Here is an 11,673-nt window from a genome sequence, read left to right as displayed (position 1 = left end):
TGTACGGCGCTAATGGAGAGGTGATTCTCACTGCTTCTGCACCGACTGTTGCTCCTGGTGGTTCTTGGTCACAACTGCCTACTTGTAAGGGTGACTAAATAATGTTTTTGAACTTGGGAAATTGACTTTCCAAAATTGGAAAACTAATTTCCTGTCTTGACGATGTGTGTCTCTTCAAATTTCTCTATTGTAAAAGAGTACAAGCAATTCAATGAACAGCAAGCTAAGTAAAAGTTTGCTTAAAATCATAGCATTTTTCAACCCAGCAAGTAGCTAAATTGTTTCGTTCAATCCGCTATGAATTTATGCAATTTAGTACTTAGAGTTACCGAATCAACAAAAATCTCAAATTCAAAAAATACAAGGAGTTAAAAATGGGACTTTCTCAAGATTATCCTAACGTTGCTGAATGGGTGGTTAAAGATACTGGCTACCAAGCAGGAGAGATGGTCAAATACGAGGGAAATATTTTCAAAGCCAGTTACTGGGCGGGTGCTGCCCCTGGACAAGACCCTGGATGGGCAATTTATGATGAGATGTACGATCTCACTTCCACAGGAAATGGACAAGCCAAAATCATTGCTTATATTCCTACTTGGAGAAAAGCAGAAGGCTTTAACTATGGCAATGATGAGATGTATCGGTATATCACTCATGGCATTATTTCCTTTCTTCAGTTTAGTGAGAGTAATATTGGTGAGTTTGACCAAGCTGCATTGGCTGATGTAAATGCGATCATTGCAGAGGTTGTATCCGCAGGACATCGCAACGGGACTCGCATCTCAGTTGCTATAGGCGGAGCAGTAGATTATGGATTTCTCTACTTCATGGAAAGGATAGGCAATAATCCCTCCGATCCGTTGCTTGATCAAGTTGTACAAAATGTCATCACTTTTGTGAGAGCCAACAATCTAGATGGGATAGACCTAGATTTAGAATGTTGGTGGGCTAAAGATGGTAGTGATAGCGGCGACCAGGGAGGCAGACAAAAAAGTGATGGGCCTCATCCGGCTGGACGAGGTTTAGCAGAATTTGCTAGACGGTTAAAAGAAGCCATGCCCAATAAAATCATTTCAGCTGCGGTGTTTGCTACGTCCTGGTATGGCAATAACTACGACTCAGCCCTGATCAATTATGTAGATTGGGTCGGCATTATGAGCTATGACCTAACTGGTTCCTGGAATGACTCTCCCGTTGGGCCGCAAACAGCCGCCTATAAGGTTCGCAATCAGGAAGATTATATGGCAGAGCAGCAGGGAGAGTGGCCAGGCCCACGACAACCTGGGGAGGGATCAGATCCAATTTCAAACAATCCAATTTTTTCAGTGGAAGACTCTGTTTGGTACTGGACAAATAAATTTTTTGTGAATTGGCAAGGTGCAGGACAGAATATTCCTAGAAATAAAATTGCCGGAGGAGTACCAATTTATGGTTATGACTTTGCCTATCCAAAAGAACCAGATGACTTGAGTGGTCAGGTTCCTCCAGGCTATAAGTCAGTCAGGTATAGAGATATCCTAAGTCAATTTCCTGATGCTCATACAGATGCAAAGGCCAATATTAAAGTGCCAGGAAGTACACCCAGGCCTCCATTCATTTCTGCTTCTGGAAATTACCCCTATGCTCATAACATTTACTTTGAAACGCCTGGTACTGCCATTGAAAAATTAAACCTTTTAAAGAAAATTGGAGCGCAAGGAGTGATTATTTGGGAACTTTCCAACGATGTTTGGGAAGAGGGGAAAAGTATTATTAAAGCCCTCTACAGAAATTCAGGTAATCCCGAACCAAAACCGCCGATATTAGTAGAAAAACCACCTCAGACAATTGGCGGAAAAAGATATAACGAGCGTTCTTACTTGTGTACGCATAATGCTTTCACTAATTATGAAGATGCTCGCTGGACTGCATGCAACCAATCTGTAAGTCTTACCCACCAACTTGAGCGAGGTGTCAGAGCTTTAATGTTAGATACCTATTATGTAGAACCTGGTGATGGCGATGTCTTCAAGGTGATTCCAGAGCCAGGAGTATATTTATTGCATGAAGTCAATAAGAGGGGCTGGATAGCAGGTATTAGTTATGCTCAACCTTCACGACAATTATATCAAGCCTTAAATGATGTAGGGAAATTTCTAAAAGAGCATCGGGAAGAAGTAGTAACTATTTTCCTAGAAGATTACAGTTATGAAAAAGATCCCAAGCTGATAGAATCACAAATTTTAAGGGCAGATATAGAGGTTAAAGAATTAATATATAACCCTAACGATCATGCTGATAATGAATCAGGATGGAAGGTAAAAGAAAAGAAACAATGGCCTTTGTTATCTGACATGATCGCCTGGAACAAGCGCTTAGTTATTTTCGGCAACAGAAGTGAAAATAACAGCAAATTTGTAGCTTACGATCAGGATTATATCAAAGAAAATTGTTGGAGCCTTGGCGATCTCGCTGAGAAGTGGGATTGTCCTTGCAGATGGAATAAAGGTAACTATCAAGATGCTAAAGATTATCCCAAACTGTTCGTTTTCAACCATTTTAGGAATGCTCCTACAGCTATTACCGCAGCTATTGACAATACCTACGACAAAATTATGGATCGAATAAATAATCGATGCTTTAACGAAGATCCAAATAAGCCAGACCCCAAGCGTCCAAATCAGTTTCCAAATTTTGTTGCTGTTGACTTTTTTGAACTCCCGACATTCGGAAACACTAACGCAGGGGATGTTGTGAGGGTGTTGAGTGAGAAGATGGGCAACCAGGGTTAGGGTTCCTAGAAAATCGCTACAGACTTCACTAAAGCTTGTCTCAGTAAGCGTTTAGTTCGTGCTGCTCCTGGTCAAGCACAATTGCAAAGATACAACTCGCTTAATCTGCTTGGAACCGCTCAATTCGTCGAGCTTAAATAGATATACCACAAGGTAATTAATGATTTATCAATTAGCTTCGAACTGTGTTTGAGGAATCATTTCACGCACTTTACCACCAAATGTAACCGAGCAATTTACTAACTTTTACTCACAATCACAGGAGATTTTAACCATGACTAATTCATTTCAATCAGCATCTAACGAACAACAACCTGAAACCCCAGTAACTATTTCCGCAGATACTAAAGTAGGCGTTGATGGTTCTAGCACTCTCGAAATCATTGAGACTTTTGAAGAGGATGGCTCCCAAGAGGATAACTCGGATGCTAACCGTTCTGGGGCTATTGGCGTGATAGACCTCTATGAAGGAGCTGACTTCAAGGGACGGAAGGTGCAGCGAGAATTTTTTGAGTTTGGACGCACTTATCGGTTTGATGTTAGCCGTTTGGGGATTCATAACGATAGTCTGAGTTCCGCAAAAACAAGAGTGCGGACAGGTCACAATATGCAAGTATACTTCTACGATAATGCTGGATTTTCTGGTCAACAGAAATACCATGTCTTCAGTGATGGTAGTGACTACCTCAATTATATAGGTAATGATTGCAGTTATAGAGCATGACCCCAGCTTCGACAGATCGTATACCAAAACAGTTCAGATTTGAACAGCCAAAGTTAGTTCTAGTCGTAGTTAATTTCCAGGGTAGACAAGTAACATCTGATGCAGGTTTAAGCTTAATTGCTGAAATAGATAGAAAACTGCAAATCACATCACAGTTTGCACTATGTTTCCAAGATTACCGAAAGCCTTATCGAATTGACCATTCAATAGAAAACTTAATTAAACAACGAATCTACGGGTTGGTCATGGGATACGAAGACTTAAATGACCATGAAAAATTACATCATGATCCGATGTTTGCTCTATCATTAGGAAAAAGGATTGGAGTACAAGATAAGCCTGCAATATTAGCAGCTTATTTGTACATTAAATAGGCTGGAACATTGCCCTGAAGATGTAGGACAAGGATCTCACAGTCGTTATCATAAAATTGGGCATTCTTCAGCAGAAATCGAAAGCCTATTTGTAAATATATTTTTAAAATCCTACTCAAAAGAACCACGAAAAATTATTTTTGACTTAGATGTAACTGATGATTTAGTACATGGCAATCAGGAGCAAGTTTTCTTCAATACCTATTATGGGGGATATTGCTATGCTCCACTTTATATTTTTTGTGGGAAACACTTATTAGCAGCCAAACTTCGTCCTTCTAATGTAGATCCAGCATTTGGGGCGTTAGAAGAGTTGCAAAGAGTCATTAAAAAAATACGTCAACATTGGCAGAATGTTGAGATTTTAGCCCGAGGAGATAGTGCCTATTCCAGAGACGATATTATGACATGGTGTGAGTCGCAGACTGGAGTTGACTACGTTTTTGGATTGGCGCGAAACAGCCGTTTAATTCAAATGGCTACGGCGACTCAAAATAGAGCCTCGCTTGACTTTGAGCAGAAGTTATCAACAGTAACTTCATTCTTAGAAACTCTATTTAACTGGAGTTTAGACTAAGCATTAGGAAACGACCCAGCAGCACTGAGTTGACAAAACATAAGCTTCAATCAGAAAAATCTTTGGTACTAAGCCGATTTATCTTTCTGTTTGCGTGGTCTCGGCGTACTTTTTTTGACTATGGGATAGCGAATTCTACGTTGCCGTAGTTGCCCAGGTTTCCAGCCTGGAGACTTTCCACGGGGTTTGGGCGAACGGGCAGGAGTACCAATACTCTCTAAAATGATCCCCATAGCCTGGGCAACCCGACCAGGAGTTAGTTTGTCTATCGACTTCTGCCAAGGCAGGGGGTTGTCAGCAACGATATCACGAGCCAACCACAATTCCCAAGTAATCATCGGCATTAAGTCGCTCCATCGCTCACACTGTTTGGGAGTACTTAGTTTAGGAAGAGTCCAGTGCAGGCGTTGTTTTAAAAAACGATACCAGTGGTCAACGGTAAAGCGACGCAGATAAAGCTGCCAAACTTCAGATAATGGAGGCATTTCTTCTCCTACCCAAGCTAACCATAAGGGTTTCGAGACTCTTAAATTACCTTGAGCATCAAGACGTTCAACTCGTATCAATGACATCGGACGTGTTGCAGTTTTACGGAAGTGTAAATTTTCCCATAACTTCACCCTTAACAATCCCAGTTTTGAAGCGTTTATCTCTAAGATTTGAGTTGCTTCACCCCATGAATCGGGTTCATTGAGTTTAAATTTGATACCATGCTTCCTGGGACGCCCCTTACCGGAGTATGCTGGAGGTGCCCCCCATAAACAAAGATTTGAACGCAAACGTACAAGAATATCTGCTGCAATGTCAGCAGTTTTTGATACAAAAGGCGCACAACCATACTCACTATCCCAAACTGAAATCGGTCTGGTAGGCAAATACTCGCACACTTGTTTTAACTGCCAGGTTGCCTTGTCTATAGGGTTTTCCCAACTAGTAATTCGCTCATGCCTTAAGGGTAATGCCCAACTACCAGAATCATCTGGTATCCAAGCAATGGTACTATACCCCTCACCAATCGTAATTGGTTTATTTCCAGGCACTCTCACGCTGGTATGTTCAATTGTTCTTTCTTGGAGGGTTACTGCATCGGGACGAGGCCAAGCAGTATGGTCGCCTGCTAATAAGGGACGTTCCTGCACTGGTATTTGTTTGATGTATAACTGCATCAACTTTTGTCGCTTTGGTCTGCTATCCTGTAGCGCCTCATAAATGCTAGACCACTTGCGTCGAAAAAATGGAGATAGGGATAAATCTGCCAAGCTATAAGCATTACGGGTCGTTAATATAGCATCAGTTAGTTCAAAAGTTGCATCGTGGGCTTTGCCCAGATGCTTGTAAGCCGCTTGACGAAATTCTTGAAGTTTGTCAAATTTCATATTGGCAGGTGAGAGTAGGTGGTTCTTCTCTCACCTTCTGTCAAAAGGGGGTCTGTGTTCAATCAGACCTCCTCTTTTTTCTTTGATTTCGACTATTTAGTCTAAACTCCAGTATTTAAACCTCATGGATCAAATTTCTGAACTTGCTTGTGACCTGATTGATAACTCAATTTGGCATAAGTTGTTAGACTATTAGACTCGTGAATCTTGGAGTCGTAGTCGTCGTGTTGTTTGTAAGGTCGAATATGGAATAAAGGGAAATAATATTCGTTTTGTTGTTACAAGTCTTCCTACCAATAAAGTACCCCCTGGTCAACTATATAGACAGAAATATTGTAAGCGAGGGGAAATAGAAAATCGTTTTAAAGAACAACAAATAGAACTTTTTAGTGATAGAACTAGTACTCATAGATTTGCAGGAAATCAACTACGTTTATGGTTCTCTTCTCTTGCTTACGTTTTGATGAATGCATTGAGATCACAATGTTTAGCCAAAACCGAATTAAAAAATTCTCAAGTTGGGACTATTCGGACAAAATTATTGAAGTTAGGAGCCTTAATTACTATAAGCTCACGGCGAATTTTAATTGCGATTACTAGCTCAAGTCCTGTAAAACATATCTTTGCTGCTGCTTACAGATGCTTAAAAATGCTCCCAAATACTGCTTAATTGGGAGTCAAGCAGCATTTTACCTTCTCTCTAATAATATTTCTGGCTTGGTTTGATTCAAGCCTTGTTTTGGATGCTTAATTTTATGAACAGAGTGTTTCAATCCTAGTATAAGTAAAAACTTTAGTAGCTGTTTTAGCTTGAAACTTGCTATTTTGTACTTAGTTTGTTTACCATCATAAATTTCAATTGATGATGTATCAAAAAATATCTTACATCAAGCGATGTGAATTTATTTTTTATTGTTTGTGAGAAATTTGCGACTAAGAGGCTGTTTCTAAAGAAAAGTAAAGCTAACACTTTGGAGGAGTAAATCAATTCCAAAATAGACAAGGAGTTTAAATCTAAGCGCCAATCATGTCTCAGAAACCTTATCCCAGTGACCTGACTGATTCAGAGTGGGAGAAGATTGCACCGCTCCTACCGGCAACGAGTCCAATTGGTCGGCCCCGTGAGGTGGATATGCGGGAATTGCTGAATGGGATTTTCTATGTGTTATCTGAAGGATGTAGGTGGCGTTCTTTACCGCACGACTTTCCACCCTGGCAAACAGTCTACAAGTATTTTCGTCATTGGCAACGCCTTGAGAGCTTAATACCCATCTTAGACAAGAAGTTTGCAACAGCGTCGATAAAGCAGATAACCCCACAGCAGGCATGATCGATAGTCAGTCGGTAAAAACGACGGAAAAAAGGGGGAGGTTTATGGCTATGACGGAGGCAAGCAAGTAAAAGGACGCAAACGTCATATTTTTGTGGATACATTAGGACTACTATTGGCAGTCGTCGTAACGGAAGCCAATTTTCCTGAACGTTTGGGAGCTACAGCTGTAGTGATGGAAGCGGCAGATGCCACAGAGAATATTGTACTGCTGAAGGGTAGATCAAGGCTACAGTGGGGAGAACCTTGCACGAGTGATTCAGCAATTGTGTGAGGCTAAAGTAGAAGTAGTGCGTCGCACCGAACCAGGATTTGTGGTGTTACCGAAGCGTTGGATTGTAGAACGAACTTTCGGGTGGTGGAATCACTATCGTCGCCTAAGTAAAGATTATGAACTACTTCCCGAAGTTAGTGAAGCAATGATCTATACGGTAATGATTCGCTTGATGCTGCGACGACTAGCGCAGTCAGAATCAGCATCTTCATAATCCTTTAGAAACAGTCTCTAAAATTCAACTGGCTTTACCCCTTAATTCAAAGTCGCCACAGCAGTAGCCGTGCATTATTAATTTTCATCTAATGCTTGATTGTTATTCATTTTCCCCCTTTCCTGATTAGGGATAGTAATGCTAGATTTTGTGCAATACTTCAGGGTGATTTATGAACAAAGGCGAATTAGTGGATGCTGTAGCAGCCATAACAATTCGCAATTCGCAATTAAAAACAATTAGAAATTATGGATTACTAAGAACTTGTCAAGAAATAACCCTCCTTCTTTTTCTAAAAATACTTGATTTAGCAAGGTTTAAGATAGTAGTAACTTGTAAAAGTTGTTTCTATACAGGCTCTAATTGGGAATTATTTATATGGATTACAATTGCGAATGGGCGAAAAAGCGAATTGCGAATTGATTGGTCAGTCGTTACCGAGACTGTAGCTAATGGTGAAAAGGTAACGCTGATTGGGTTTGGGTCATTAGAGCGACGCGAACGCTCAGAACGCGAAGGGCGAAATCCCAAAACGAATGAACCAATGACTATTCCAGCTACTAGAGTTCCTGCGTTTTCTGCTGGGAAGCAGTTTCGGGAGAAAGTAGCGCAATAGGGCTTTGTTGCAATTAACGTCCTGCTTCTAGCTCAAACAAATTCTAAAGACAGGCTCAAAGGCTCTGAAGGGGACAGTTGAGAGGGTTATCGGCAACCCTCAGTAATCGAAACATCATGCCTTGGTGCAAAGCAAAGGGTAGCAACAGCATTCGCTCTGCAAGCATTAATAAGAACAGTAGGACAGTAGGATTACCAGCACATGTACTCTTATCAAGTAAGATAAGTCAGAGCCGACTTGATTTCCTCTTCAGATGCCAAACTTTCATCAACTGCCAGGAATGACACTAAATTGAGTGGTTTGTTGGTCTGTGCTGCGGCATATATTTTATGGTGGCCATCCAGTAAATAGTGAGCTAAACACCAATGCTCAGTAATCTCAGGATTATCCTCCCAAACGGCTGGCTGCTTAACGTCCAAAACAGAGACAGCAAATGCCGTTGGTTGCCCACCATGCGCTATTTCATCCTGATAATGTACCACTCTATTCTTTATGATTTTAGTAGATTTTCTTACCATTTACGCCAACCTCAACGCAAGCCCCTGAATCCTTTCACCAGTTCTTCTTTTGATAACAGGTTCAAGCTTTCTCGGACTAATACAGTAGGCCAAGTTCTGGTTCACATCTGTGATACTTTCCCTTAAGTGTTCCCTTTGTCAATACTCTACCACCTGAATCCTTACCAAAAAGGAATTAAAGTCAGTAGACCGAAAAGTTTTGCGCTCATCAAAATTGCTCTTTTGGATATTTTTGCGGCTGCCATTACTTTGATAAATTTTTAGAGGTTATTATTTGTATAGAGAGGCTGGTCATGTACTGGGTAAGATTTTCGCCTTTTTTGACTTTGGTTAGTGCGATCGTTTTAGCATTAACAACGCTTGCAGCAGTACCGACTTGTAAACTCGAATCAACTGCATTGCAAAAGCTGTTACAACGTTGGCTTGGTGTGTTTGCAGCCGAGCAGCTAATACCAGGACAACTCCCTCCTCAATTGCCTGTACATCTGCCGCTACCTGAGAAGGCAGAAGTTGTTGGTAGCATCGTTAAATCCTCAAACAACTTTCAAATTATTCTTGATGTGGTACAGTCGCCAGAACAAGTACAAGCCTTCTATGAGCAAAAACTACTCCAGACCGGATGGCAAAAACAAAAACATCTCGAATTATCAACCCAACAGATAGGGTTTATAAATTCAAGCTCTACTGTCGATAACAGTAGTACAAATCAGGACAGTACATTTTGCTCTTTATCGCACAAAGCCAAGCTAAATATTCAAGCCTCCTATTTGTTTGTCTCTACCACTGAAATAAGTCCTCAAGTGCATCTGAATTTAGAAGTTTCCCCATCTAAAAGTTCATCCGACTTCCAGTGTTCATTGAGCCAATCCAGTCCGAAAATACAACTACCACCCTTAAATACTCCATCCAGGGTTGGAATTAAAGCAAACTTCACTGCTGGCTCGGAGCAGTCTGCTTATTCTTATGGTGTATTATATACAGAACTTGAACCTCAATTAGTGAATGCTGATTATGCAGCTCAAATTGAAAAGTTTGGATGGCAGCGAGGCGACACCAAGCACAACGACATGGGTATTTGGAGTACTTGGACTTTTAAGGATCATTTTGGGCAGCCCAAACAAGGACTGTTAAGTATTACAAAACTTGCAGGTGTATCAAATCAATATGCCGCTTATATAGAATATCGTTGACCTCTTTGCTAAGGATATAGTTGAAGATTTGCTTCTTTACGCAATATAAAACTGCTCTAGACGAAAGCTGGAGCAGTCTTGTTAGAAGTAAATTTAATACTTTATTCGCGCTCAAAGACAAAAATAATTGAAATCGGTTTGTTCGTTTTGGGATCGCATGGCTCATATAAATTTAACAATCGGTAATTTAAAGCATGAAACTCGTTGATCCATGATTCGAGCGTTCTGAAATACCAAGGAGTAGGGTGAAATGGCTTATTTGAAACTGTTTGCCATGAAGTTTCGCGCCATCCATTGGAGTACTTAGAGTCACCGCAAGCAATTATCGGATGAAGGGTTTGAATGATTATTTTGCCTTTGGACTCTAACAGGCTATGGCCTGCCTTGGCGATCTCATCAAGAGCGCATTCGCCTATAATTGAAAAGTTGCAGATAAAGCAAGAGAAATAGCTAATTGTGCTAAATCTTTGTGATGCAAGATCCGAGTAGGAACAGACAACAAAGCGAGAATCACCACTATCCCTTGCTGCGTCAATGAGAGCGGCACAAAAATCAACACCCCATCCATCAATTCCTAAAGAAAAAAGCTGTCGAGACAACCATCCCTCACCGCATCCAATGTCTAAGAATGTTCGTGGATTAAGTTGGCTTACTGCTTTGAGCATAGCGGCATCAGTGGCGATCGCACGAGAATAGATTTGCTGCTGACGAATTGCTTGTGCCCATAACGAAGCATTCATCTGCCATGAATCAAGGATTCGTTTTTCATTCTTGTCCATACAACGCTGCTCAAATAGTACGAACAATCTTCTCCTTTAAAAAGATAAGCGATAATGTAGCCAGATGTAGGAAGATTTTCACTATTTTCAGGAATCGCAGTTCTGCCCAAGAGCGACCACAGTTGTAACTGATGGCAACAGAGGGCTACCAATTATTTTTAGTGATGGCAGCCAACAGAACATGGTTGCTGGCGATGGTGTGCTGATGAGAGTAAACCTGTAAACCTGGGGATAAATAAAGCGACACCAGACAGCCCGTCGTAGACATTGCTCAAGCAGGGCATAGTCCATCATCTCCCCAATCGATTCTCTCTCTTATTGCCGAAAGTTGTGCTGACGTAAGATATTGGAGTGATTGGGTGGCGTGTTGGTGGGAAATCGGGCGCGGAGATTCGTTTGGGAGCTTTCGTGTTACAAAACCACTCTTGAATTTTCTTTTTATTGGAGTCTCAGCTTTTCAAAGCATCTTTTCAACTCATTGAACTCAAGTTAATCGCTAAAGGAAAAATAATCTGTTAACTAACAATAGAAAACTGTCAATTTTTCTGGAATAGAAAGTAGACTCATTGAATTAATAGTAGGGAACAAAGAAAAGATTTGCTAGTGACATTAGAAAACAAGGTTTATTAACTTGACTCCTTACAGTTTCAACAAGATCACCATGAAATTACCCATCCTATTTAAAACCCTAACGTTACTTAGTTTTTTCCTGCCTATACCTTTTAGCATGATTGCTACTCGTCCCGGGATAGCAAATGCACTTAATACTCCCACAAATACTGAACAACCAAAGCGGTTGAAACTAGGGTGTTGACTTTGAGAGCTTAAGGGTGGTAGCTTCTCATGCAAGAACTATGTAGTGCGCTCAAAGTCAATGCAAGAGTTTAAAAGCCCAAGCAGTCGGTTGGCAAGGCTATTTCACAAGGGTCG

At 40.9% G+C, this 11,673-nt stretch carries 8 protein-coding genes and 3 pseudogenes; 7 read left to right on the top strand and 4 right to left on the bottom strand.

Annotated elements, in window-relative coordinates; translation table 11 throughout:
- Nucleotides 1–374: 374 nt before the first annotated feature.
- The 3 genes and pseudogenes from IQ274_RS28690 to IQ274_RS38115 all read left to right on the top strand — a co-directional run.
- Entirely contained in the window at nt 375–2,771 is a 2,397-nt protein-coding gene (locus IQ274_RS28690) for a glycosyl hydrolase family 18 protein (RefSeq protein ID WP_194144237.1), read from the top strand.
- Nucleotides 2,772–3,045: 274 nt separating this feature from the next.
- Complete coding sequence (locus tag IQ274_RS28685; RefSeq protein ID WP_194144236.1) at nt 3,046–3,495, top strand: hypothetical protein; 450 nt, start codon at nt 3,046–3,048, stop codon at nt 3,493–3,495.
- Nucleotides 3,492–4,428, top strand: a pseudogene (locus tag IQ274_RS38115) (IS1380 family transposase); the annotation flags it as partial. The gene IQ274_RS28685 and the pseudogene IQ274_RS38115, both read left to right, overlap by 4 nt.
- 86 nt (nt 4,429–4,514) lie before the next feature.
- Here IQ274_RS38115 and IQ274_RS28675 read toward each other — a convergent pair.
- On the bottom strand, nt 4,515–5,822 hold the full coding sequence (locus tag IQ274_RS28675; protein ID WP_194144235.1) for an NF041680 family putative transposase: 1,308 nt from the start codon (nt 5,820–5,822) through the stop codon (nt 4,515–4,517).
- A 139-nt stretch (nt 5,823–5,961) separates the two neighbouring features.
- Between IQ274_RS28675 and IQ274_RS28670 the strand changes: the two are divergent.
- The 3 genes and pseudogenes from IQ274_RS28670 to IQ274_RS28660 form a co-directional block, all read left to right on the top strand.
- A pseudogene (locus IQ274_RS28670) lies at nt 5,962–6,492 on the top strand (transposase); the annotation flags it as partial.
- A gap of 357 nt (nt 6,493–6,849) precedes the next feature.
- A pseudogene (locus tag IQ274_RS28665) lies at nt 6,850–7,640 on the top strand (IS5 family transposase).
- A 388-nt stretch (nt 7,641–8,028) separates the two neighbouring features.
- A complete protein-coding gene (locus tag IQ274_RS28660) occupies nt 8,029–8,256 on the top strand; it encodes an HU family DNA-binding protein (protein WP_416209854.1) in 228 nt (75 codons plus the stop codon).
- 212 nt (nt 8,257–8,468) lie between these two features.
- Here the strand turns inward: IQ274_RS28660 and IQ274_RS28655 are convergent, their stop codons facing one another.
- A complete protein-coding gene (locus IQ274_RS28655) occupies nt 8,469–8,738 on the bottom strand; it encodes a hypothetical protein (RefSeq protein ID WP_194144234.1) in 270 nt (89 codons plus the stop codon).
- A gap of 329 nt (nt 8,739–9,067) precedes the next feature.
- Between IQ274_RS28655 and IQ274_RS28650 the strand changes: the two genes are divergently transcribed.
- Nucleotides 9,068–9,964, top strand: coding sequence for a hypothetical protein (locus IQ274_RS28650; RefSeq protein WP_194144233.1), 897 nt, complete (start codon nt 9,068–9,070; stop codon nt 9,962–9,964).
- Between the two features lie 101 nt (nt 9,965–10,065).
- Here IQ274_RS28650 and IQ274_RS28645 read toward each other — a convergent pair whose 3' ends face one another.
- Nucleotides 10,066–10,743, bottom strand: coding sequence for a class I SAM-dependent methyltransferase (locus IQ274_RS28645; protein ID WP_194144232.1), 678 nt, complete (start codon nt 10,741–10,743; stop codon nt 10,066–10,068).
- Between the two features lie 87 nt (nt 10,744–10,830).
- Entirely contained in the window at nt 10,831–11,037 is a 207-nt protein-coding gene (locus IQ274_RS28640) for a hypothetical protein (protein ID WP_194144231.1), read from the bottom strand.
- Nucleotides 11,038–11,673: the final 636 nt, after the last annotated feature.

The sequence above is a fragment of the Nostoc sp. LEGE 12447 genome (assembly GCF_015206985.1).
Lineage (GTDB): Bacteria > Cyanobacteriota > Cyanobacteriia > Cyanobacteriales > Nostocaceae > Nostoc.
The sequence above is the reverse complement of the archived record's forward strand: the minus strand, read 5'-3'. Positions and strand labels throughout refer to the sequence as shown.

Excerpts from the sequence above, each read along its gene's own strand:
- IQ274_RS28645 (WP_194144232.1), bottom strand. The coding sequence starts at position 10,743 with ATGGACAAGAATGAAAAACGAATCCTTGATTCATGGCAGATGAATGCT.
- IQ274_RS28685 (WP_194144236.1), top strand. The coding sequence starts at position 3,046 with ATGACTAATTCATTTCAATCAGCATCTAACGAACAACAACCTGAAACC.
- IQ274_RS28640 (WP_194144231.1), bottom strand. The coding sequence starts at position 11,037 with ATGATGGACTATGCCCTGCTTGAGCAATGTCTACGACGGGCTGTCTGG.
- IQ274_RS28650 (WP_194144233.1), top strand. The coding sequence starts at position 9,068 with ATGTACTGGGTAAGATTTTCGCCTTTTTTGACTTTGGTTAGTGCGATC.
- IQ274_RS28675 (WP_194144235.1), bottom strand. The coding sequence starts at position 5,822 with ATGAAATTTGACAAACTTCAAGAATTTCGTCAAGCGGCTTACAAGCAT.
- IQ274_RS28690 (WP_194144237.1), top strand. The coding sequence starts at position 375 with ATGGGACTTTCTCAAGATTATCCTAACGTTGCTGAATGGGTGGTTAAA.